Raw genomic sequence first — 22,369 nt, forward strand, 5'->3', positions numbered from 1 at the left:
TCACCGATATAAGATCAGCCGACAAAAAAACAGTACGCGGAGTCATTCAGGCATGAACCTGAACAAGGTCGATCTCAATCTTTTCGTTGTCTTCGATGCCATATACACCGAAGCCAACCTTACCCGCGCCGGACAAATCGTCGGCATTACCCAGCCTGCGGTGTCCAATGCCCTGTCTCGCCTGCGCGAAACCTTCAATGACCCACTATTCGTACGCACCGCCCAGGGCATGGTGCCAACGCCCATGGCGCAGAACATCATCACACCGGTGCGTAACGCCCTTCAGCAGCTGCGTATTTCTGTGCAGGAAAGCCGTACCTTCAACCCGGCTCAGGCGACCAAGAGCTTTCGCATCAGCATGACCGACTTGACCGAAGCAGTTGTCCTGCCTCCTCTATTCCAACGTCTGCGTCGACAGGCACCGAGCGTGACCATCGAAAGCATGCTGGTACGCCGCCGTGAAACCACCAAGGAGCTGGCCGCCGGCCGCCTGGACTTTGCCGTGGACGCGCCGCTGAACATCGACCCGCAGGTGCGTCACGTCAAACTAATGGAAGACCGTTATGTCTGCGCCATGCGCCATGGGCATCCGCTGGCCAAGGACAAGCTCAGCCTGGAAGCCTATCTGTCATTGACGCACATCCAGATATCCAGCCGCCGCAGCGGCCTGGGCTATGTCGATCTGGCGCTGGGGAAAATGGGCATTCAACGCCGTATCGCCCTGCGTTCGCAGCATTACCTGATGGCGTGCCGCGTAATGCGCGATACCGATATGGCGATTACCGTGCCGGAGCGATTCGCACGGGATAACGATCTGCATTTCAGCGAGCTGCCGATTGCCGGCATTCCCGCTCTGGAAACCCATCTCTACTGGCACGAAAGCACTGATCAGGATCCAGCTAACCGCTGGATGCGTGAGCAGATCATCGAGATCTGCCAACGCATCACCGCCCTAGAGCGAAAGAACGAAGCGACGAATTAGCGCGCCGCCTCTCAGCTTGAGTAATCCAGCACCGTCCAGACACGGGTCAGCCCATCGCTGATCGCACAGCCTGAAGCGGAAAGCTGGTCATTGCCGTGCAAGGTCATTCGCGTAGTAACCCCGTCGGAAGCATCCTGACGCTCCACCAGCCACTGCACCTTGCCGCAATTGGGTGTATCGATCACATAACTGGCAGCGACAGGTGCATCGTCTCCCGCCAGCTTGATGGCATCCACCACCACACCATGCTCTTCGACACGCTTGCCGTCAGATACCAGCACGGCCCAGGCCTGACTATCCTCGATAACGAGATAACTGGCGTTGACCTTGGGCTGCTCCACCTGCGGTTGTACGCAACCACTCAATGTCGCCAACAGCACAATTGTCATGAGTATCTGGTGCATTGTAGGTAGTCCTCGGCATCAGTCAGCAGCACCCTGCGGGCGCCTGCAGATAGGGAGTGATCAGGTGTAGAGACTCACTATTACCGAATACTGTTTATTTGTACAGTATTTTTGAATTACCCTAGCAGCCGTCACTACATGATCGCAGGCCCGGAAAATTCCAGGTGAGATCAGGCCTATCGCGGGAGCCTAACGATGCTGGACGTATTGCAACTCAAACACACCATCAACCGAATGCCGCTGGACAAGGTGCGGCTGATCGTCGAGGAGCTGCATCTGGAGGGGATCGTTACCGAAGGTAAAACCCCTTTCAATCGGCTGCACTTCAACACCTGCTTTGCAGAAATCGAAGCGTTGCTGCAACGCGCTGGCTATCACCGACAGCTGGATGTGGTCGGCTATCAAGGATTGGCCTATGCGATGTTCGATCCCAATCGCTGGCAAGCAGTGGATGTGCTGCGCTGGCTCAGAGATTATGTAGAGGAAGCCCGCGCCTGCCCCGCCTCATGATCGAACACCCATTCAACGCCGGTGCTCGGTTGTGGTTAGCAGAGCAGTAGACAATCGAGCGTTGGCCTAGGCTCAGAGGCTCTTCCAGCATTTGGCGCGATGCTTGCTTTAATCTATTGAATATCACTTGGCGGCATCATTTTGGGAAGCCAGGTAACGCACACGGCATCTGCCAGATCACCTTCCCCCATCGGGTGGTCTGGTAGATGCCGTTTTTATTTGTGGCCCGTACTTTTTTACAGGCAAAGAAAAACCCGGCCTGAGCCGGGTTTTTCCTGACGCCTGAGCCTATTACTTGGCTTGGGCTTCTACTTCAGCTTCAACGCGACGGTTGATAGCGCGACCATCTTCGGTAGCGTTGTCAGCAACCGGACGGGACTCGCCGTAACCAACGGAGTTGACGCGATCAGCGCCTACGCCGTATTGGTTGACCAGCACTTCACGAACAGCGTTAGCACGACGCTCGGACAGCTTCTGGTTGTAAGCGTCAGTACCGACGGAGTCAGTGTGACCTTCAACAGTGGTGCTGGTTTGCGGGTACTGGTTCATGAAGTCAGCCAGGTTTTTGATGTCGCCATAGCTTTCTTGCTTAACAGCAGCTTTGTCGAAGTCGAATTTCACGTCCAATTCAACGCGAACGACTTGCGGAGCTTCTTCAACGACCGGAGCCGGTGCTGGAACTGGCTCAGGAGCCGGCTCAGTCACTTGAGCAACCTGACGAGTGCTGCCACCGAAGTTCAGACCAACACCAACGCCGGCTTGCCACTCAGTGTCACCTTTGTCGATGTTGTACAGAGCTTCAACGCCTGCACGAGCATAGAGCATTTCGGTGAAGTAGTACTTGGCACCGCCACCGACGATAGCCAGGGTGGAAGTGTCACGGCCGCCTTTGTTGGCGTCGCCGATGCTCTGGTGGCCAACGCCGCCAGAAACGTAAGGACGCAGACCTACACCCGGCTGGCCGAAGTGGTAGAGAGCTTTCAGATCAGTCAGGTTGCCCTTGATGTTCTTGCTGCCAGCAGCGCCTTCGCCACGCAGGTCGTGGTATTCGCCGTAGGACAGTGCCAACTCGACGTCATCGGTCAGGTAGTAACCAACGCTTGCGCCGAACTGGTTGCCTTCGTCGTGAGCGAAATCACGCTGGCTGTCGGTGAAGTAGCGGTTGGCAAAGCCTTCCACCTCGACAGCGCCTTGACCTTGGGCCAGCACGCCCATGGAGGTAGCGGCTACCAAAGAGCCAATGACTACGCCTAAGGTGTTTTTCAGTTTCATCCGTTAAATCCCCATCTATGAGTGATTGATCCGCATGCAGGTAGACATGCGAGTCGTCGGTAAGTTTACTAAAACTCACCTATGCCAGTTAAAGCTTGCACCGAACTAACCTTCAGTAATGCCTGCAAACTTTTCCCGCAATCTGTCTAAAGCTCGTTTGTAACGCATTTTCGTGGCGCTGAGTCCCATGTGCATGATGTCGGCGATCTCCTGAAACTCCAGCTCTGCGACAAAACGCAGCACCAGGATTTCACGGTCAATCGGATTCACGTGCACAAGCCAGCGATCCAAACCACCTCGATCCTCTATCTTCGGCGCCTTGTCTTCAGACGCTTCTTCCAGAGGATCCAAACTCAGCGCATCCGTCAAACGACGCTTGCGACGCTCCTTGCGGTACTGAGTGATGCATTCGTTGTAAGTAATGCTGTAGAGCCAAGTCTTGAACTTCGATTTACCCTCGAAGTTTTTAAGCCCGTACAGCACTTTCAACATCACTTCCTGACAGACATCGTCCGCATCTCGATCGTTCCCTAAATATCGTGCACATACATTGAACAAGGTGCGCTGATAGCGGCGCATGAGTTCTTCGTAAGCCCGCGTGATATGGAACAACTCGTCATGGGCACGTGCCACCAGCTCCTCGTCCGAGAGCTCGCGTGGGTCATAGCGCAGTGACGGTGATTGGGGTGCGTTCAAAACAGGTCGGGCCAACGGTCAGGACGAAAGCAGCCAGCGCCTGTAGGTACAGGCCGCTGAATGGGCGCGTAGGGTAGCAGAAATGCCCCTTAACGGCTGCTTACCTGCTGTTCGAGCAGCACGCGATTAGAAAGCGAGACCAGCTCACCCGAATCGGTCATTACGGTGGTTTTCACCGTACCGATCTCCTCGATCTGACCTTCAACTTCCCCCACTTTGATTTCCTGACCAACCTGGTACAGCTCACGTACATAAATACCGGCCAAGATCTGGCTGGCCAGATCACGACTACCCAAACCAAGCGCCAGCGCGACTGCCAACCCGACGGAGATCAGCACGATGGCGATCACATTATTGAGCAGGTCAGTTTTCACCTCCAACTGGCCGATGGCCACGGAGATGCTGATGATGATTACCAGGCCCTGAGCAAGACGCGCCAGACCATGGGCGTATTCCAGGCCAACACCTTCGGCCGCGCCACGCACCAGGCCGCTGAGTAAATGCGCCAGGAGCACGCCGGCCAGCAATATCAGCGCCGCGCCGAAAACCTTGGGCAGATACAGCGCCAGCACGTCGAGAGTTGCCGAAACCCGCTCCAGTCCCAGCGACTCGGCAGCCGAGACCAGGAATATAAGCAGCACGAACCAGTAGACGATCTTGCCGATCAGCGTGGAGACAGGAACCTGAAATCCCGCACGGCCGAGGATCTTGGTGAGGCCAGTGCCGGCCATCAGACGGTCGAGGCCAACTTTACCGAGCAGCTTGGACAACAAGGTATCGAGCAGTTTGGCGACCACGAAGCCGAGTAGTACCAGCACCAGTGCGACAAACAGATTCGGAATGAAGCTGGCGACTTTCGTCCACAGCGCCGTCATCGCGGCGACCAGGCTATGAGTCCAGGGATCGAGTTCCATTTCATTGCGCCTTATCAGAAGAACGAGCAGCACGGCGGCGTGAAACCGGTGCAACGTGGGAAGAGCCGTTGTTGAGGGCAATCATCAGAGCGCTGGCCCAGTGCCCCATCAGGCCGAACAGATCCCCTGCGCCAACCTGGCGGTTGGCGGTTTTCAGGACGCGGTTCAGGCAGGCATCCTCGTCGCGCGCAGGCGACGAGGATGCTTTCAACAAATCACGCAGAGATTCTTCAAATGGATCGTGCATGGCAGACCTCACAGAACGTCTCCGCTAGACGAAGCGGTTGCGAGGTGAGTCACATCAGACCCAACGCAAGCGCCGGAACAATAGCCACTGCCCAAAGCCGATCAGCACCATAAGCAGGCAGGCAACGAGAAACCCGTAGGGGCTCTCGGCGCCAGGAATGCCGCCGACGTTGATGCCCAGCAGCCCGGTCACGAAGCTCATTGGCAGGAAGATGCAGGTGATGATGCCGAAGCGGAACATGATGTGGTTCATGCGCACATCCAGCCGGCGATTCTCCGTCTCCAGCAGCAGGCCGATGCGCTCGCGCGTCAGTTCCAGCTCTTCGAGGTAACGCAGCAAGCGGTTATTCAGCTCGTTCCAGTACAAGCCATCGTCATGGCTCAGCCATGGCAACTGGCTGCGCGTGAGCTGCGCGTAGATATCGCGCTGCGGCGACAGGAAGCGGCGCAAACCCGCGGCGCGGCGCCGGATATGCAGCAGCAGACTGTGATCGGGCAACATGCGTTCATCGCCATCAACCTTCTCTTCCTGCTCATCCACTAGATCGGATAGCTCGGTGACCAGATCCTCGACCTTGTCGGTCAGGTAATCGCTGAGCTGCAGGATCAGCTCGGAGGGATTTCTCGGCCCCTTGCCAGCCTGCAGCCTGTCGATCAGATCTTCGGTGGCACGCAGTGGCCGTAGGCGCAGCGAAATGACCCGCTGCGCACCGGCCGAGATACGCGCAGAGACCATGTCCTCGGGCTCAGCGCCGGGGTTGAGGTTGACGCCACGCAGAAATAGCAGCAGCTCGTCATCTGGCAACGGCAAGGCGCGCGGCCGCGTGTTTTCCTCAAGCAGCAGGTCGCAGGCGAATTCGCTCAAGCCGCTGTCGCGGCGCAACCAGCTCTGGGTCTGCGGATGACTACGATCCCAATGCAGCCACAGGCTCTGCCCATCTTCGAGCTGCAATTCGTCAAGCTGTTCGCGTGCCACCGCCTGGGCGCCGCCCTTGCCATCCAGCACGAAACCGTGCACCAGGCCCCACTGCGCGTTGTCTTCCTCGTACATCCATACCCCTTGATAGCTGCCAGGCGACTAGCGTGCCTGGTTACTCGGTTTGCAGCGCCTGTGGTGAAACGATGATGCCGTTGTTGTCCGCATACAGGTACTCGCCTGGGCGGAAGGTGACGCCGCCAAAGTTGACCACCACGTTGAGGTCGCCCAGGCCACGCTTCTCGGTCTTCATCGGGTGGCTGCCGAGGGCCTGTACGCCCAGATGGGTTTGCGCCAGCACGTCGACGTCACGCACGCAGCCGTAAATGACCATGCCTTCCCAGCCGTTGCTCGCGGCCTTTTCGGCGATCATGTCGCCCAGCAACGCGCAGCGCAGCGAGGCACCGCCATCGACCACCAGCACCTTGCCGGCACCGGGCTGGTCGGCCTGGGACTTGACCAGCGAGTTATCCTCGAAGCATTTGACGGTGACGATCTGCCCGCCAAACGAGTCGCGACCGCCGAAGTTGCTGAACATCGGCTCCACGACGCTGACCAGTTCCGGGTTGGCGTCACACAGATCGGGCGTGCTGTAGTGCATGGCGAAACTCCTGGCTAGGTATTCGAAGCCTGCAGCATAGCTCTATCAGCCATGCCGCGGGCAATGCGCGACCTGACGTCGCACCAGCCTCATCTTAGCGGCGTCACGACGAGGCCGGAACGACCGCTGCGCCTGGCTCATCCGTCCTGTGCGGCGCAGACTGTCGCTCACCCTCGAGCCAACGGCGCACCAGTGGCCAAACTTCATCCTGCGCCTGTTTACTGACCAGCATCTGCACGTGGTCGTAGTCTTGCGCAAAGCCATTAGCCCGGCCCAGATTGACGAACTGACGATCTGCCGAAGTGAACTGCTCGAGCAAGGCGCGACAGGCATTCGGCGGGCACTGCACATCACCCTCGCCCGCCACTGCGAGCACAGGCACAGCTACCGTGCTCAGGCCCTTCAGCCAGTCGCCCTGTGCATCGCCAAAACGCCCGAACAGGCGATGCCAGCGCAACGTTTCCAGCGCGATGCCAACCGGCTCGTCCTCAGGGCCGCGTTTTAGCCACGCCCCGGACAATACCGGGAAGCGCTTGAGGATCAACCGCGCCAGCCACTCGATAGGCGGCATTTTGAGCGCCCAGTAACGGCGACTGACTTCGGCACCGAACAAACCGACGCCTGCCACTCCCGCCTGAGGCAGATAGCCACCGCCCAACGCCGCAGCCAGCGTCAGCCCACCGAGTGAGTGGCCTAGCCAATGCGCTGGTGCCGGATTCAGTTCGGCGACGAACGCCGCGATCATCGGCAGATCGTAGCGGGCGTAGTCCGCCACGCAGTTGTGCCGATACGCCAGGTTTCGTGGCGACAGGCCATGACCGCGCATCTCAGCGACCCACACATCGAAACCGGCGCGCACCAGATAAGGCGCAAGCCCCATGCATGCAGGTGAATACCAAAAGCGTCGGTTGGAAAAGCTGCCATGCAGCAGAATCACCGGTACGCCGCGAGCCTGCGCCTGCTCCGCCAAACCCAAGCGAGTAACGGCCAGTTCAACGCTGAAATCTGGGCTATTACCCGGTTTGAGGCGGTAGACATCTTCACTCAAATCGCCACGCAGCTCGGCACTCAACAACGCTACGGGAAACAACTCACTACTGCTTTGCATCTTCTTCGCTCTGACACAACAGATAGCTTGCCGCGACGGGTCAACCGGCGGACAGGCACAACATTCAAAATCGGGTGAAGCAGCCAGAACGGTGCTTCACAAAAACGCCTTGAGCGATGGTCACACCACCCTGAACGGCCCGCAGAGTAATCGCCGGGAGCGGCGCTTACAAAAAAGGGCAGGTAGAACCTGCCCTCGGGTCATCCTTCAGACCATTCGATCAGCTGGGCTGAGCTTCGGCCAGGAAGAACCAGGTTTCCAATACTGAATCCGGGTTCAGGGAAACGCTTTCGATGCCCTGATCCATCAACCAACGTGCCAGATCGGGGTGGTCCGACGGGCCCTGACCGCAGATGCCGATGTACTTGCCAGCCTTGTTGCAGGCCTGGATGGCGTTCGACAGCAGCTTCTTGACCGCCGGGTTACGCTCATCGAACAGGTGCGCGACGATCCCGGAATCACGATCCAGCCCCAGGGTCAGCTGAGTCAGGTCGTTGGAGCCAATGGAGAAGCCGTCGAAGTACTCGAGGAACTCGTCAGCCAGAATGGCGTTGGATGGCAGTTCGCACATCATGATGACCTTCAGACCATCTTGACCGCGCGCCAGGCCGTTCTCGGCCAGCAGATCCACGACCTGCTTGGCTTCGCCCAAGGTGCGCACGAACGGTACCATGATCTCGACGTTGGTCAGGCCCATCTCGTTGCGCACTTTCTTCAGCGCACGGCATTCCAGCTCGAAGCAATCACGGAACGACTCGCTGATGTAGCGCGAGGCACCGCGGAAACCCAGCATCGGGTTTTCTTCTTCCGGCTCGTAGAGCTTGCCGCCGATCAGGTTGGCGTATTCATTGGACTTGAAGTCCGACAGACGCACGATGACCTTCTTCGGCCAGAACGCCGCGGCCAGGGTACTGATGCCCTCAACCAGCTTCTCTACATAGAAGCTCACCGGATCAGGATAACCGGCGATGCGCTTCTCGACGCTTTCGCGGATTTCCGGCGGCAGGCCGTCCATGTTCAGCAGCGCCTTGGGGTGCACGCCGATCATGCGGTTGATGATGAATTCCAGGCGCGCCAGGCCGATACCGGCGTTGGGCAGCTGGGCGAAATCGAAAGCGCGATCCGGATTGCCGACGTTCATCATGATCTTGAACGGCAGTTCGGGCATGGCGTCGACCGAGTTCTTGCGAACGTCGAAGCCCAACTCACCTTCGAAAATGAAGCCGGTGTCACCCTCGGCGCAGGAAACCGTCACGCCCTGGCCATCGCGCAGTACGTGAGTGGCATTGCCACAACCGACCACCGCCGGAATACCCAGCTCACGGGCGATGATCGCCGCGTGGCAGGTACGCCCGCCACGGTTGGTGACGATGGCGCTGGCACGTTTCATCACCGGTTCCCAATCCGGGTCGGTCATGTCGGAAACCAGTACGTCGCCGGGCTGGACCTTGTCCATCTCGGACACATCGTTGATCACCCGCACCTTGCCGGCACCGATTTTCTGGCCGATTGCGCGACCTTCCACCAGTACGGTGCCGGTTTCCTTGAGCAGGTAACGCTCCATCACCGTGGCGCTGGCGCGGCTTTTCACGGTTTCCGGGCGGGCCTGAACGATGTACAGCTTGCCGTCATCGCCATCTTTGGCCCACTCGATGTCCATCGGGCGGCCGTAGTGTTTTTCAATGATCATGGCCTGTTTGGCCAGTTCGCTGACCTCGGCATCGCTGAGGCAGAAGCGCGCGCGGTCGGCGCGCTCGACGTCGACCACCTTGACCGACTTGCCGGCCTTGGCTTCATCGCCGTAGATCATCTTGATCGCCTTGCTGCCCAGGTTGCGCCGCAGGATCGCCGGACGACCGGCCTCCAGCGTCTGCTTGTGAACATAGAATTCGTCAGGGTTGACCGCGCCCTGCACCACCGTCTCACCCAGGCCGTAGGCGCCAGTGATAAATACCACATCGCGAAAGCCCGACTCGGTATCGAGGGTGAACATCACGCCGGCGGTGCCGGTTTCCGAGCGCACCATGCGCTGTACGCCGGCAGACAGGGCGACCAGCTTGTGGTCGAAGCCCTGGTGCACGCGGTAGGCGATGGCGCGGTCGTTGAACAGCGAGGCGAAAACTTCCTTGGCGGCGCGGATGACGTTTTCCACGCCGCGGATGTTCAGGAAGGTTTCCTGCTGGCCGGCAAAGGATGCATCGGGCAGGTCTTCAGCGGTGGCCGAGGAGCGCACGGCGACTGCCATATTGTCATTGCCGTTCGCCATGGCAGCGAAGGCGGTGCGAATCTGCTCGTTGAGCTCGGCCGGGAACTCGGCGTCCATCACCCACTGGCGAATCTGCGCGCCGGTCTTGGCCAGGGCGTTGACGTCGTCGACATCCAGGGCGTCCAGCGCTTCGTGGATCTGCGCGTTGAGGCCGCTCTGCTCAAGGAAGTCGCGATAGGCCTGGGCTGTCGTGGCGAAACCACCGGGAACCGAAACGCCAGCGCCCGCCAGGTTGCTGATCATCTCGCCGAGGGAGGCGTTCTTGCCCCCTACATGCTCGACGTCGTGATTGCCGAGCTTATCGAGGGAAACTACGTACTCTGCCAAGGTGATCTCTCCACTTCAGTGTTGGAAAAGCTCATGGGGCTGGAAACGCCGTCGGCATGCGCCGGGTGGACAATGGCCTGGCCCTGGAAAATAAGTAACAATGCAAACCCATCAGGGCCGGCAAAAAACCGACCTATCATAGCCAAGATTCGTTCCCAGCTTATAGGCCATTTGCGCAATGACACGAACCGCGTACTTCATCTCGGACGGCACCGGTATCACCGCCGAAGCATTGGGGCAAAGCCTGCTGGCCCAGTTCGAGACCATCGGCTTCACCAAGCTCACGCGGCCGTACGTCGACAGCGTTGAAAAAGCGCGCGCCATGGTACAACAAATCAATAATGCCGCTGAAAAAGACGGCGCTAACCCGATCATCTTCGCGACCATCGTTGACCAGCAGATCCACGACATCCTGGCCGAGTCGCGCGGCTTCATGATCGATATCTTCTCGACCTTCCTGGCGCCGCTGGAGCAGGAACTCGCCTCGCACTCCTCCTACTCGGTAGGCAAGGCGCACTCGATCAGCGGCAACGCCAACTACATGGAGCGCATCGAAGCGGTCAACTTCGCCCTCGACAACGACGATGGCGCGCGCACCCATTACTACGACAAGGCCGACCTGATCCTGGTCGGGGTGTCGCGTTGCGGCAAAACCCCGACCTGCCTTTATATGGCCATGCAATACGGCATTCGCGCCGCCAACTACCCGCTTACCGAGGACGACATGGAGCGGCTGCAACTGCCGGCCTCCCTGAAGAAATACCGCGAGAAGCTATTCGGCCTGACCATTGACCCGGACCGCCTGGCGGCGATTCGCAACGAGCGCAAGCCCAACAGCCGCTACGCCAGCTACGCTCAGTGCGAGTTCGAGGTGCGCGAGGTGGAAAGCCTGTTCCGCCGCGAATCGATAAACTTCATCGACTCCACGCATTTCTCGGTCGAGGAAATCTCCGCCAAGATCCTGGTGGAAAAAGGCGTCGAACGACGCTTCAAATAACGCTCCGATGAGGGTCTCGCCATGACGCTGTCCGACGCCGTGCTTTTCGCTCCGCTCGCTTTTCTTATCGCGTTGACGCCGGGGCCCAACAACTTCTGCGCGATGAACAACGGCATCCGCCACGGCATCGGCGCAGCGCTGCTGGCCACCACCGGGCGGGTGGCGGCATTCACCATCTTTCTGAGCATTTCCGCCGTCGGGCTCGGCGCCATGCTGCTGGCGTCGGAAACCGCCTTCACGGTGATCAAATGGATCGGCGCGCTGTACCTGCTGTATCTGGGCATCAGTGCCTGGCGTAGCCGTGAGTTCAGTGGCCTGGATCTCGAGGGCGCCGTGCCGGTCGTGCAGCCGCAGCGCCAGCTCGGCAAGCTGATGCTGCAGGAGTTTCTGATCGGCATCAGCAATCCCAAGGCTATTCTGCTGTTCGCGGCGGTGTTCCCGCAGTTCATCAAGCCAGGCGAGCCGGCTACCGAGCAGTTCATCTACCTGGGCGCCACCTACCTGCTGGCCGAATACGCAGCCTCGCTGGTCTACGCCCTGTTCGGCCGGCAGATCCGCCGCTTCATCCGCACGCGGCGAGGCGCGCAGCGCTTGAACCGTACCACCGGCGCCTTCTTCATGGGCGCTGGTGGCCTGTTGCTCAGTACGACGCAGCGTTAAGGCTAGGCCGGCACACGCACCCAGCCCTCCATCAGGATCCGCGCACTGCGGCTCATGATCGCCTTGGTGACCACCCAACTGCCGTCCACCTGACTGGCCTCGGCGCCAACGCGCAAGGTGCCGGACGGGTGGCCGAAGCGCACCGCCTGCAGCTCGCCGCCGCCCGCTGCCTGGTTGACCAGCGTGCCAGGCACCGCCGCCGCCGCGCCGATGGCCACCGCGCAGGTGCCCATCATGGCGTGGTGCAGCTTGCCCATGGATAGCGCCCGCACCAGCAGGTCGACCTCGCCCGCCTCGACCGTCTTGCCACTCGAGGCGGCGTAACTTTTCGGTGGGCTGATGAAGGCGATCTTGGGCGTGTGCTGGCGAGTCAACGCCTCCTCCGGCGTCTTGATCAAGCCCATTCGCAACGCGCCAGCCACGCGTATCCGCTCGAAACGCGCCAACTGCGCCGGGTCCGAGTTGATGTCTTCGCGCAGTTCGGTGCCTTGATAGCCAATATCAGCGGCGTTGACGAAGATCGTCGGAATACCTGCACTGATCATGGTCGCCTTGAAAATACCGACACCCGGTACGTCCAGCTCGTCCACCAGATTACCGGTGGGAAACATCGAACCGCCCTCCTCGCCATCCTCGGACGGGTCGAGGAACTCCAGCACGATCTCCGCCGCCGGGAAGGTCACGCCGTCCAGCTCGAAGTCTCCGGTTTCCTGTACCTGGCCATTGCTGACCGGTACATGGGCGATGATGGTCTTGTGGATGTTGGCCTGCCAGATGCGCACCACGCAGGTGCCGTTGTCGGGAATCCGCGCGGGGTCGAGCAGACCGGCATGGATGGCGAAGGCGCCGGCGGCGGTGGACAGGTTGCCGCAATTGCCGCTCCAGTCGACGAAGGCCTTGTCGATGGACACCTGACCGTAGAGGTAGTCGACATCATGATCCGGCCGGCTGCTTTTCGACAGGATCACGCATTTGGAGGTGCTCGACGTCGCACCGCCCATGCCATCGATATGCGCCGAGTACGGATCGGGGCTGCCGATCACCCGCATGAACAGTCGATCACGGACCTCGCCTGGCGCCTGACAGGGCTCGGGCAGATCTTGCAGCCGGAAGAACACGCCCTTGCTGGTACCGCCACGCATATAGGTGGCGGGGATTTTTACTTGAGGCAGATAAGCCATGGGGGCAGTCCTGATAGAAAATGGTGGTGCTGGTTTTTCCCGAATTACATCCTGGCTATGCGCTAAACAAATCATAGGGTGGATAGGGGCGCGTAGATCACGCCTCATCCATCCACAGTGGAACTCGCCACGGTGGATGGAAAAGCGCCATCCACCCTACGTGATCACGCCACCGCGCCTTCGAGGAAGTCCTTGGCGAAGCGCTGCAGCACACCGCCGGCCTTGTACACGCTGACGTCGGCGGCAGTGTCCAGGCGGCAGGTCACCGGCACGCGCAGCACCTCGCCGTTGCGGCGTTTGACCACCAGGGTAAGGTCGCAGCGCGGCGCGATCTCGCCTTCGACGTCATAGGTCTCGGTGCCGTCCAGGCCCAAGGTCAGGCGCGTGGTGCCTGGTTTGAATTCCACCGGCAGCACGCCCATGCCCACCAGGTTGGTGCGATGGATGCGCTCGAAGCCTTCGGCAACGATCACTTCCACACCCGCCAGACGCACGCCCTTGGCCGCCCAGTCGCGCGACGAGCCTTGGCCGTAGTCGGCGCCGGCGACGATGATCAGGTTCTGCTTGCGCTTCATATAAGTCTCGATCGCCTCCCACATGCGCATCACCTGGCCCTCGGGCTCCACCCGGGCCAGCGAGCCCTTCTTCACCTGCCCGTCGACCACCACCATCTCGTTGACCAACTGCGGGTTGGCGAAGGTGGCACGCTGTGCAGTCAGATGGTCACCCCGGTGAGTGGCGTAGGAATTGAAGTCCTCCTCCGGCAAGCCCATCTTGTGCAGGTATTCGCCCGCCGCCGAGTCCAGCAGGATGGCGTTGGACGGCGACAGGTGATCGGTGGTGATGTTGTCCGGCAGGATTGCCAGCGGCAGCATGTCCTTGAGCGTGCGTTCACCGGCCAGGGCGCCTTCCCAGTACGGCGGGCGACGGATATAGGTGGACATCGGGCGCCAGTCGTACAAAGGGCTCTCGGCCTCCTGCACGCTGCCCAGGTCGAACATAGGGATATAGATCTGCTTGAACTGCTCGGGCTTCACCGAGGCAGCGACGATGGCGTCGATCTCCTCGTCGCTCGGCCACAGATCCTTCAGCGTGATCGGGTTGCCCTGGGCATCGCTGCCCAGCACATCCTGCTCGATATCGAAGCGTACGGTACCGGCGATGGCATAGGCCACCACCAGCGGCGGCGAAGCCAGGAAGGCCTGCTTGGCATAGGGGTGGATACGCCCGTCGAAGTTGCGGTTACCCGAGAGCACGGCCGTGGCGTACAGGTCGCGGTCGATGATCTCTTTCTGGATAAGCGGATCGAGGGCGCCGGACATGCCATTACAGGTGGTGCAAGCGTAAGCGACGATGCCGAAGCCGAGCTGCTCCAATTCCGACAGCAGACCGGCCTCCTCCAGATACAGCTTGGCGACTTTTGAACCCGGCGCGAACGAGGTTTTCACCCAGGGCTTGCGCACAAGGCCCAGCGCGTTGGCCTTCTTCGCCACCAGGCCGGCGGCGATGACGTTGCGCGGGTTGGAGGTGTTGGTGCAACTGGTGATGGCAGCGATGATCACCGCGCCATCGGGCATCAGCCCCTGGGCTTCTTCGCCCTTGCCGGCTTGCAGCTTGGCTTCGTCGGCGATGCCGCGCTCGGCCAGGGCCGAGGTGGGCAGGCGGCGGTGCGGGTTGCTGGGACCTGCCATATTGCGCACCACGCTGCCTAGGTCGAAGCGCAGCACACGCTCGTACTCGGCGGTTTTCAGCGCGTCGCTCCACAGGCCGAGGGTCTTGGCGTAGGTTTCCACCAGCGCCACCTGCTCTGGCTCACGGCCAGTGAGCTTGAGGTAATCGATGGTCTGGCCGTCGATATAGAACATCGAAGCCGTCGCACCATACTCGGGGCACATATTGGAAATGGTCGCGCGGTCGCCGATGGACAGGCTGTCCGCGCCCTCGCCAAAGAACTCGACCCAGGCACCCACTACCCGCTCCTTGCGCAGGAACTCGGTCAGCGCCAGGACGATATCGGTGGCGGTGATACCCGGTTGGCGCTTGCCGGTCAGCTCGACGCCGACGATATCCGGCAGGCGCATCATCGAGGGGTGGCCGAGCATCACCGTCTCGGCCTCCAGGCCGCCGACGCCGATGGCGATCACGCCCAGGGCATCGACGTGCGGGGTGTGCGAGTCGGTGCCGACGCAGGTGTCGGGAAACGCGATGCCGCCGCGCGCCTGGATCACCGGGCTCATCTTCTCCAGGTTGATCTGGTGCATGATGCCGTTGCCGGCCGGGATCACGTCGACGTTCTTGAAGGCGGTTTTGGTCCAGTCGATGAAGTGAAAGCGGTCCTCGTTGCGGCGATCCTCGATGGCGCGGTTCTTCTCGAAGGCGTCCGGGTCGAAACCTGCAGCTTCCACGGCCAGGGAGTGGTCGACGATCAGCTGGGTCGGCACCACCGGGTTGACCTTGGATGGGTCACCACCTTTTTCGGCGATGGCGTCACGCAGGCCGGCCAGGTCGACCAGCGCGGTCTGGCCGAGAATGTCGTGGCAGACTACGCGTGCCGGGTACCAGGGAAAGTCCAGGTCGCGCTTGCGGTAGACCAGTTGCTCCAGCGCGGCGGTCAGATCCTGCGGCTCGCAACGGCGTACCAGTTGCTCGGCAAGCACGCGCGAGGTGTAGGGCAGCTTCGCCCAGGCACCGGCCTGGATCGCATCCACCGCCTCACGGGCATCGAAGTAATCCAGCGCGGTGCCAGGCAGGCGCTTGCGGTATCTGCTATTCACGGTGTCGTTCATGGTGTTTTCCATGATTAGTTATTTGCGGTCCTTGAGCGGCACGAACTTCAGGTCTTCGGGGCCTGTGTAGTTGGCGCTCGGGCGGATGATCTTGCCGTCGATGCGCTGCTCAATGACGTGGGCGGACCAGCCGGCAGTGCGGGCGATGACGAACAGCGGCGTGAACATGGCAGTGGGCACGCCCATCATGTGGTAGCTCACGGCACTGAACCAGTCGAGGTTGGGGAACATCTTCTTGATGTCCCACATGATGGTTTCCAGGCGCTCGGCGATGTCGAACATCTTGTTGTTGCCCTGCTCGGCAGACAGCTCGCGGGCGACTTCCTTGATCACCTTGTTGCGCGGATCACTGACGGTGTAGACCGGGTGGCCGAAGCCGATCACCACCTCTTTCTTCTCCACCCGCGCACGAATATCGGCCTCCGCCTCATCGGGGGTGTCGTAGCGTTTCTGGATCTCGAAAGCCACCTCGTTGGCGCCGCCGTGCTTGGGCCCACGCAATGCGCCGATACCACCGGCGATGGCGGAAAACAAATCAGACCCGGTGCCGGCGATCACCCGCGAAGTGAAGGTCGACGCATTGAATTCGTGCTCGGCATACAGGTTCAGCGAAGTGTGCATGGCGCGCACCCAGGAATCGCCAGGCACTTTGCCGTGCAACAGATGCAGGAAATGCCCACCGATGGAGTCGTCGTCGGTCTCTACGTCGATGCGCTTGCCGTTGTGGCTGAAGTGGTACCAATAGAGCAGCATCGAGCCGAGCGAGGCCATCAGCTTGTCAGCGATATCCCGCGCGCCGGGGTGGTTGTGATCATCCTTCTCCGGCGACAGGCAACCGAGCACCGACACCCCGGTGCGCATCACATCCATCGGGTGGGCCGAAGGCGGCAGCTGCTCCAGCGCGACCTTGAGTGCTGCGGGCAATCCACGCAGCGCCTTGAGCTTGGCCTTGTAGGCGGTCAATTCGGCCACGGTCGGCAGTTTGCCGTGTACCAGCAGGTGAGCGATTTCCTCGAACTCGCAGGTGTTGGCAACATCGAGAATGTCATAACCGCGGTAATGCAGGTCGTTGCCGGTGCGCCCCACGGTGCACAGCGCAGTGTTGCCGGCGGCGGTGCCGCTCAGGGCAACGGATTTCTTCGGTTTGAAGCCCGCAACGGTGGTGTCGGTGGCGCTCATCAGTCTCTCCTTTCATCCGCAGGGGATGTCTTGTTGTTATGCACGGGCTGCAGCGCAGCCCGCCAGGCGATCACTTCTTGGCGGCGAATAGCGCGTCGAGTTTCTGCTCGAAGGCGTGATAACCGATGCGGTCATACAGCTCGGCACGGGTCTGCATCTGTTCGACCACGTCCTGCTGATGACCATTCTGGCGAATCGAGGTGTAAACACTTTCCGCTGCCTTGTTGGCCGCGCGGAACGCCGACAGTGGGTAGAGCTGGATGGCCACGCCCACCAAGGCCAACTCGTCGCGAGTGAACAACGGCGTGGCGCCGAATTCGGTGATATTGGCCAGTATCGGCACGCTCAGTGCCTCGACGAAGCGCTGGTAGGTGGGCAGATCAACGGCGGCTTCGGCGAAGATGCCGTCGGCGCCCGCCTCCACATAACGAAGGCAACGCTCGATGGCGGCGTCCACGCCCTCGGCCTGGATCGCATCGGTGCGGGCGATCAGGAAGAAGTCCGGATCGGTCTTGGCATCGGCGGCCGCCTTGACCCGGTCGACCATTTCCTCGCAGGAAACGATTTCCTTGCCCGGGCGGTGACCGCAACGCTTGGCGCCGACCTGATCCTCGATGTGCGCCGCCGCCGCGCCGGCCTTGATCAGGCTCTTGATGGTGCGCTCGATATTGAAGGCGCTGGGCCCGAAGCCGGTGTCGATATCGACCATAAGCGGCAAATCGCAGACGTCGGTAATGCGGCGTACATCGATCAGCACATCTTCCAGGGTGTTGATGCCCAGGTCCGGCAAACCTAGCGAGCCCGCCGCCACACCGCCGCCGGATAGGTAGATCGCCTTGAAGCCGGCACGCTGGGCCAGCAGCGCATGGTTGGCGTTGATCGCGCCGATCACCTGCAGCGGTTGCTCTTCGGCGAGGGCCTGGCGGAAACGCTGGCCGGCGGAAAGCTGGGTCATGAATTACCTCGAGTCTTGGATGAAGTGGCGAGCGCGTCTTTATAGTGGCGCTCGATATTGCGTTTGGAGGCGCCGATATGACGGCGCATCAGCAGCTCGGCCAGTTCGCCGTCACGGTCGGCAATGGCGTCGAGAATACGGTGGTGTTCGGCGAAGGCCTGGTGCGGCCGATTGGGCGTGGCGGAAAACTGCAGCCGGTACATGCGCACCAGCTGATACAGCTCGTCGCACAGCAACTTGGCCAGGGTACGGTTGCCGCTGCCCTGGATGATCCGGTAGTGGAAGTCGAAGTCGCCTTCCTGCTGGTAGTAGCCGACGCCGGCCTGGAACGCGGCATCCTGCTCGTGCAGCTCCAGCACCCGGCGCAAGTCGTCGATCTCCTCCTGGCTCATGCGCTCGGCCGCCTGACGGCAGGCCATGCCTTCCAGAGATTCGCGAATTTCGTACAGTTCTATCAGCTCGGCGTGACTGAGCGACACCACCCGCGCGCCCACATGGGGCACCCGCACCAAAAGCTTCTGCCCTTCCAGCCGGTGAATCGCCTCACGCAACGGCCCGCGGCTGATACCGTAGGTACGCGCCAGCTCCGGCTCGGAAATCTTCGAGCCCGGGGCAATCTCGCCACGCACGATGGCCAGCTGAATCTGGCGGAAGACGTTTTCGGCCAGCGTGCCGGAGTCATCCCCGTTACTGTGAACCTCAATGGCATCCAGCATATTGTCGACACTCAAAGCGATATCTGCCTAGATAAACCGATAAAATCCGATTTTTCAAGCAACAACTGTCGACAATCTTGAAGGCGGCGTGACGAAGACGCACTGCGATCAATCAGCAAGCCACGTGGCTGCCCCATACAGCCCCCGCTTGGCGTTGAATTACTCGCTGTAGCACTTGTCTATCCAGCCGCGATTGCATGCCGAAACACCGGCGCTGACAACTGCAGCCAAAAGCCTTAGCAAACAGATAGATGCAACTGTGACAAGGCACCAAGGCCGCGCCGCACAAGCGATTGTCAGCGCGTTCGCTGGCCATGCTAGACTTCGCCTCATTTAGCCATCCGACCGCTGCTGCGGCGGCTGTGATGGCCGTCTTCAATGGCGCATGGATCGTCCCATCGCTTCACCGACTCAAGGACCCATGAGACTTCATTTCCTAACTACTCTGCCCTGCTTGCTGGCGCTTTCTTGCCACGCTATTGCAGCGGACAAAACCATCTACGGCCTGAACGAATACGTCAGCCTCGACATCGACGTGCAAGTGGCGGCCAAGCTCGACACTGGCGCCCAGACTGCCTCGCTCAGCGCCCGCGACATCGAACGATTCAAGCGCGACGGTGAACGCTGGGTGCGTTTCTATCTGGCCATCGACGATGCCCATGCGCACCCGATCGAGCGGCCACTGGCCCGCATCAGCAAGATCAAGCGGCGTGCCGGCGATGTCGACGAAGATGACGAGAAGACCTATACCGCACGCCCAGTGATCGAACTCGACGTGTGCATGGGCGGTGCCAAGCGCCAGATCGAAGTGAACCTTACCGATCGCAGCGCGTTTCAATATCCGCTCTTGATCGGCTCCGACGCGCTTAAGCGCTTCGATGCCCTGGTCGACCCAAGCCTAAAATATGCAGCAGGGAAACCTGACTGCTCCAACGCAAAATCCGGCGAGTAATCCCCATGCGCTCTCTTACCCTGCATCTGAAAATCCTGATCACCGTATTGGTGACACTGGGCGTTCTGATTACGGCCTATCAGATTTTCATCCTCGGCATTCCGGTCAGCAGTGACGAAACCGACGACCTCTGGAACATCGACACCCGGGTCGAATTCCAGGCCAATGGTCGCGACCCGATCAAGCTGCAGATGTTCGTACCGCCGCTGAATCAGGATTACGTCAGCCTCAATGAGAGCTTCATCTCCAACAACTATGGGGTGAGCGTCAATCGTGCCGATGGCAACCGTAAGGTGACCTGGTCGGCCCGCCGCGCCAGCGGCAAGCAGACGCTCTACTACCGTCTGGTACTGACCAAGCGCTACAGCGGTGAGCAGGCCAAGCCAAAGGGCCCGATCTTCCGCGACAGCATCCCGGTGGAAGGCCCCGAGAAAATCGCTGCAGAGGCGCTGCTGGCGCCGATTCGCCAGCACTCGGCCGACGTCGAAACGTTCATCAGCGAAACCATCAAACGCGTCAACAACACCAATGACGACAACGCCAAGCTGCTGCTCGGCGGCGATGCCTCGACCCTCAAGAAAGCCCAGGCCGTGGAGCTTTTGCTGTCCATTGCCCACGTGCCGATGGAGCGCGTGCACACCATTCGCCTGGCCGCCGATATTCAGCAAAGCCCGGAACTGTGGCTGCGCAGCTTCAACGGGGACCGCTGGCTGTACTTCAACCCGGAAACCGGCGAGCAGGGCCTGCCGGCTGATCGTCTGGTCTGGTGGACCGGTGACGAATCGTTGGTCACGCTCGATGGCGGCCGCCAGGCGACGACCACATTCACACTGAACAACAGCGAGATGAACGCTATTCGCCTCGCTCAGCTAACCGACGAAAACACCGACGCCGACTTCCTGGAGTACTCGCTGTACGGCCTGCCGCTGCAAACCCAGCAGACCTTCATGATCATGGTGATGATCCCGATCGGCGTGCTGGTGATTCTGATCCTGCGTAACCTCGGCGGCCTGCAGACCCTCGGCACCTTCACCCCGGTACTGATCGCCCTGGCCTTCCGTGAAACCCAGCTGGGCTTCGGGATATTCCTGTTCACGGTGATCACCGCGCTAGGTCTGTCACTGCGCTCCTATCTTGAGCACCTGAAGCTACAGATGCTGCCAAGGCTATCAGTGGTACTGACCTTCGTCGTGGTGCTTATCGCTACCATCAGCCTGTTCAGCCACAAGCTGGGCCTGGAACGCGGCCTGTCCGTTGCCCTGTTCCCGATGGTGATTCTGACCATGACCATCGAACGCCTGTCGATCACCTGGGAAGAGCGCGGCGGCAGCCATGCCTTCAAGGTCGCCATCGGCACCCTGTTCGCAGCAACCATCGCGCATCTGCTGATGACCGTACCGGAGCTGATTTACTTCGTGTTCACCTTCCCAGCGATTCTGCTGATTCTGGTGGGCTTCATGCTGGCGATGGGTCGCTACCGCGGCTACCGCCTGACCGAACTGTTCCGCTTCAAAGCCTTCCTGAAGGATTGAGCCAATGTTAGGTCTCTGGAAAACCTGGAAGGCCCTTGAAGCCAAGGGCATCATGGGCATCAACCGCCGCAACGCGGACTATGTGCTCAAGTACAACAAGCGTCACCTGTATCCGATCGTCGATGACAAGATCATCACCAAGGAGCGGGCCATCGAAGCGGGCATCCACGTGCCGGAAATGTACGGGGTGATCTCCACCGAGAAGGAAATCGACAACCTCGACAAGATCATTGGCGAGCGCAGCGATTTCGTCGTCAAGCCGGCCCAAGGCGCCGGTGGCGACGGCATTCTGGTGATCGCCGACCGCTTCGAGGATCGCTTCAAGACGGTGTCGGGCAAGATCGTCAGCCACTCGGAAATCGAGCAGCAGATCTCCAGCATTCTCTCGGGGCTGTACTCGCTTGGCGGCCACCGCGATCGTGCACTGATCGAGTATCGGGTAACGCCGGACAGCATCTTCAAAAGCATCAGCTACGAAGGCGTGCCGGACATCCGCATCATCGTACTGATGGGCTACCCGGTGATGGCCATGCTGCGCCTGCCAACCCGCCAGTCGGGCGGCAAGGCCAACCTGCACCAGGGCGCCATCGGCGTCGGTGTGGACCTGGCCACTGGCGTGACGCTGCGAGGCACCTGGCTGAACAACAAGATCAGCAAGCACCCGGACACCACCAATGCGGTGGATGGCGTACAGCTGCCGAACTGGGATGGCTTTATGAAACTCGCCGCTGGCTGCTATGAGCTGTGCGGCCTGGGCTATATCGGCGTCGACATGGTGCTGGACCAGGACAAGGGCCCACTGATTCTCGAGCTCAACGCCCGCCCAGGCTTGAACATCCAGATCGCCAACGACTGTGGCCTCACCCATCGCGCCCACGCGGTGGAGGCTCGCCTGGAAGAGCTCAAAGCCAAGGGCATCCAGGAAAACGCCGAAGAACGTACCCGCTTCTCGCAGAAACTGTTTGGGCACATTCCGCCTGCTGAAATCTGATGCAAGCAGCCTGCTGTCGAGCGCTATCGACAGTAGGCTTTCTGCAAACAGAAGCTTCAGACTCAAAGAGTGCGTGTGGCATCAGCGCCCCGAACGTATTGTTGATTTGCTACCATCG

At 60.4% G+C, this 22,369-nt stretch carries 21 protein-coding genes; 7 read left to right on the forward strand and 14 right to left on the reverse strand.

Going from position 1 to position 22,369, the window contains the following annotated elements; translation table 11 throughout:
* Nucleotides 1-52: 52 nt before the first annotated feature.
* Nucleotides 53-982, forward strand: coding sequence for a LysR family transcriptional regulator (locus tag BUC40_RS17955; RefSeq protein ID WP_073267545.1), 930 nt, complete (start codon nucleotides 53-55; stop codon nucleotides 980-982).
* Between the two features lie 11 nt (nucleotides 983-993).
* Here the strand turns inward: BUC40_RS17955 and BUC40_RS17960 are convergent, their stop codons facing one another.
* Complete coding sequence (locus tag BUC40_RS17960) at nucleotides 994-1,386, reverse strand: hypothetical protein (RefSeq protein WP_073267546.1); 393 nt, start codon at nucleotides 1,384-1,386, stop codon at nucleotides 994-996.
* Between the two features lie 195 nt (nucleotides 1,387-1,581).
* Here BUC40_RS17960 and BUC40_RS17965 point away from each other — a divergent pair, with 195 nt between their 5' ends.
* Entirely contained in the window at nucleotides 1,582-1,896 is a 315-nt protein-coding gene (locus BUC40_RS17965) for a transcriptional regulator (protein ID WP_073267547.1), read from the forward strand.
* A 291-nt stretch (nucleotides 1,897-2,187) separates the two neighbouring features.
* Here BUC40_RS17965 and BUC40_RS17970 read toward each other — a convergent pair whose 3' ends face one another.
* The 8 genes from BUC40_RS17970 to ppsA form a co-directional block, all read right to left on the reverse strand.
* Entirely contained in the window at nucleotides 2,188-3,168 is a 981-nt protein-coding gene (locus BUC40_RS17970) for an OmpA family protein (protein WP_073267548.1), read from the reverse strand.
* 105 nt (nucleotides 3,169-3,273) lie between these two features.
* Nucleotides 3,274-3,864 carry an RNA polymerase sigma factor SigX gene (gene sigX, locus BUC40_RS17975; protein ID WP_073267549.1) on the reverse strand — a complete coding sequence of 197 codons (591 nt, stop codon included), beginning with the start codon at nucleotides 3,862-3,864 and terminating at the stop codon, nucleotides 3,274-3,276.
* Between the two features lie 89 nt (nucleotides 3,865-3,953).
* Nucleotides 3,954-4,778, reverse strand: coding sequence for a mechanosensitive ion channel family protein (locus BUC40_RS17980; protein WP_073267550.1), 825 nt, complete (start codon nucleotides 4,776-4,778; stop codon nucleotides 3,954-3,956).
* Between the two features lies 1 nt (nucleotide 4,779).
* A complete protein-coding gene (locus BUC40_RS17985; RefSeq protein WP_073267551.1) occupies nucleotides 4,780-5,025 on the reverse strand; it encodes a CrfX protein in 246 nt (81 codons plus the stop codon).
* Between the two features lie 54 nt (nucleotides 5,026-5,079).
* On the reverse strand, nucleotides 5,080-6,075 hold the full coding sequence (locus BUC40_RS17990; RefSeq protein ID WP_073267552.1) for a CorA family divalent cation transporter: 996 nt from the start codon (nucleotides 6,073-6,075) through the stop codon (nucleotides 5,080-5,082).
* 40 nt (nucleotides 6,076-6,115) lie between these two features.
* Nucleotides 6,116-6,601, reverse strand: a complete 486-nt coding sequence (gene rraA / locus BUC40_RS17995; protein WP_073267553.1) for a ribonuclease E activity regulator RraA — start codon at nucleotides 6,599-6,601, stop codon at nucleotides 6,116-6,118.
* A gap of 103 nt (nucleotides 6,602-6,704) precedes the next feature.
* Nucleotides 6,705-7,709: an alpha/beta fold hydrolase gene (locus tag BUC40_RS18000; RefSeq protein WP_073267554.1), complete on the reverse strand. Its 1,005-nt coding sequence runs from the start codon at nucleotides 7,707-7,709 to the stop codon at nucleotides 6,705-6,707.
* A 220-nt stretch (nucleotides 7,710-7,929) separates the two neighbouring features.
* Nucleotides 7,930-10,302: a phosphoenolpyruvate synthase gene (gene ppsA, locus BUC40_RS18005; RefSeq protein ID WP_073267555.1), complete on the reverse strand. Its 2,373-nt coding sequence runs from the start codon at nucleotides 10,300-10,302 to the stop codon at nucleotides 7,930-7,932.
* A gap of 178 nt (nucleotides 10,303-10,480) precedes the next feature.
* Between ppsA and ppsR the strand changes: the two genes are divergently transcribed.
* Both ppsR and BUC40_RS18015 read left to right on the forward strand, forming a co-directional pair.
* A complete protein-coding gene (ppsR, locus tag BUC40_RS18010; RefSeq protein WP_073267556.1) occupies nucleotides 10,481-11,299 on the forward strand; it encodes a posphoenolpyruvate synthetase regulatory kinase/phosphorylase PpsR in 819 nt (272 codons plus the stop codon).
* Between the two features lie 21 nt (nucleotides 11,300-11,320).
* Nucleotides 11,321-11,959 carry a LysE family translocator gene (locus tag BUC40_RS18015; protein ID WP_073267557.1) on the forward strand — a complete coding sequence of 213 codons (639 nt, stop codon included), beginning with the start codon at nucleotides 11,321-11,323 and terminating at the stop codon, nucleotides 11,957-11,959.
* 2 nt (nucleotides 11,960-11,961) lie between these two features.
* Here the strand turns inward: BUC40_RS18015 and prpF are convergent, their stop codons facing one another.
* From prpF to BUC40_RS18040, 5 genes are all read right to left on the reverse strand, one after another.
* A complete protein-coding gene (prpF, locus tag BUC40_RS18020) occupies nucleotides 11,962-13,140 on the reverse strand; it encodes a 2-methylaconitate cis-trans isomerase PrpF (RefSeq protein WP_139272208.1) in 1,179 nt (392 codons plus the stop codon).
* 164 nt (nucleotides 13,141-13,304) lie between these two features.
* Nucleotides 13,305-15,914, reverse strand: coding sequence for a Fe/S-dependent 2-methylisocitrate dehydratase AcnD (acnD, locus tag BUC40_RS18025; protein ID WP_167369178.1), 2,610 nt, complete (start codon nucleotides 15,912-15,914; stop codon nucleotides 13,305-13,307).
* 30 nt (nucleotides 15,915-15,944) lie between these two features.
* Nucleotides 15,945-17,105 (reverse strand): bifunctional 2-methylcitrate synthase/citrate synthase, encoded by a 1,161-nt coding sequence (gene prpC, locus BUC40_RS18030; protein WP_073267560.1) that lies wholly within the window; start codon nucleotides 17,103-17,105, stop codon nucleotides 15,945-15,947.
* Between the two features lie 70 nt (nucleotides 17,106-17,175).
* Nucleotides 17,176-18,060: a methylisocitrate lyase gene (prpB, locus tag BUC40_RS18035; RefSeq protein ID WP_073267561.1), complete on the reverse strand. Its 885-nt coding sequence runs from the start codon at nucleotides 18,058-18,060 to the stop codon at nucleotides 17,176-17,178.
* Nucleotides 18,057-18,776, reverse strand: a complete 720-nt coding sequence (locus tag BUC40_RS18040) for a GntR family transcriptional regulator (protein WP_073267562.1) — start codon at nucleotides 18,774-18,776, stop codon at nucleotides 18,057-18,059. Before BUC40_RS18040 ends, prpB begins: the two co-directional genes overlap by 4 nt.
* Before the next feature lie 421 nt (nucleotides 18,777-19,197).
* Between BUC40_RS18040 and rloA the strand changes: the two genes are divergently transcribed.
* Genes rloA through BUC40_RS18055 form a run of 3 tightly spaced genes read left to right on the forward strand, consistent with a single transcriptional unit; the run spans nucleotide 19,198 to nucleotide 22,251 of the window.
* A complete protein-coding gene (gene rloA / locus BUC40_RS18045; protein ID WP_073267563.1) occupies nucleotides 19,198-19,728 on the forward strand; it encodes a retropepsin-like aspartic peptidase RloA in 531 nt (176 codons plus the stop codon).
* A 5-nt stretch (nucleotides 19,729-19,733) separates the two neighbouring features.
* Nucleotides 19,734-21,260: an osmotic stress tolerance membrane protein RloB gene (rloB, locus tag BUC40_RS18050; protein ID WP_073267564.1), complete on the forward strand. Its 1,527-nt coding sequence runs from the start codon at nucleotides 19,734-19,736 to the stop codon at nucleotides 21,258-21,260.
* 4 nt (nucleotides 21,261-21,264) lie between these two features.
* A complete protein-coding gene (locus BUC40_RS18055; protein WP_073267565.1) occupies nucleotides 21,265-22,251 on the forward strand; it encodes an alpha-L-glutamate ligase-like protein in 987 nt (328 codons plus the stop codon).
* Nucleotides 22,252-22,369 lie beyond the last annotated feature (118 nt).

The sequence above is a fragment of the Phytopseudomonas punonensis genome, from assembly GCF_900142655.1.
Classification (GTDB): Bacteria; Pseudomonadota; Gammaproteobacteria; order Pseudomonadales; family Pseudomonadaceae; genus Aquipseudomonas; species Aquipseudomonas punonensis.

Coding starts and splice junctions, on each gene's coding strand:
- BUC40_RS17955 (WP_073267545.1), top strand. CDS start 53: ATGAACCTGAACAAGGTCGATCTCAATCTTTTCGTTGTCTTCGATGCC.
- BUC40_RS17960 (WP_073267546.1), bottom strand. CDS start 1,386: ATGCACCAGATACTCATGACAATTGTGCTGTTGGCGACATTGAGTGGT.
- BUC40_RS17965 (WP_073267547.1), top strand. CDS start 1,582: ATGCTGGACGTATTGCAACTCAAACACACCATCAACCGAATGCCGCTG.
- BUC40_RS17970 (WP_073267548.1), bottom strand. CDS start 3,168: ATGAAACTGAAAAACACCTTAGGCGTAGTCATTGGCTCTTTGGTAGCC.
- BUC40_RS17980 (WP_073267550.1), bottom strand. CDS start 4,778: ATGGAACTCGATCCCTGGACTCATAGCCTGGTCGCCGCGATGACGGCG.
- BUC40_RS17985 (WP_073267551.1), bottom strand. CDS start 5,025: ATGCACGATCCATTTGAAGAATCTCTGCGTGATTTGTTGAAAGCATCC.
- BUC40_RS17990 (WP_073267552.1), bottom strand. CDS start 6,075: ATGTACGAGGAAGACAACGCGCAGTGGGGCCTGGTGCACGGTTTCGTG.
- rraA (WP_073267553.1), bottom strand. CDS start 6,601: ATGCACTACAGCACGCCCGATCTGTGTGACGCCAACCCGGAACTGGTC.
- BUC40_RS18000 (WP_073267554.1), bottom strand. CDS start 7,709: ATGCAAAGCAGTAGTGAGTTGTTTCCCGTAGCGTTGTTGAGTGCCGAG.
- ppsR (WP_073267556.1), top strand. CDS start 10,481: ATGACACGAACCGCGTACTTCATCTCGGACGGCACCGGTATCACCGCC.
- BUC40_RS18015 (WP_073267557.1), top strand. CDS start 11,321: ATGACGCTGTCCGACGCCGTGCTTTTCGCTCCGCTCGCTTTTCTTATC.
- prpF (WP_139272208.1), bottom strand. CDS start 13,140: ATGGCTTATCTGCCTCAAGTAAAAATCCCCGCCACCTATATGCGTGGC.
- prpC (WP_073267560.1), bottom strand. CDS start 17,105: ATGAGCGCCACCGACACCACCGTTGCGGGCTTCAAACCGAAGAAATCC.
- prpB (WP_073267561.1), bottom strand. CDS start 18,060: ATGACCCAGCTTTCCGCCGGCCAGCGTTTCCGCCAGGCCCTCGCCGAA.
- BUC40_RS18040 (WP_073267562.1), bottom strand. CDS start 18,776: ATGCTGGATGCCATTGAGGTTCACAGTAACGGGGATGACTCCGGCACG.
- rloA (WP_073267563.1), top strand. CDS start 19,198: ATGAGACTTCATTTCCTAACTACTCTGCCCTGCTTGCTGGCGCTTTCT.
- rloB (WP_073267564.1), top strand. CDS start 19,734: ATGCGCTCTCTTACCCTGCATCTGAAAATCCTGATCACCGTATTGGTG.
- BUC40_RS18055 (WP_073267565.1), top strand. CDS start 21,265: ATGTTAGGTCTCTGGAAAACCTGGAAGGCCCTTGAAGCCAAGGGCATC.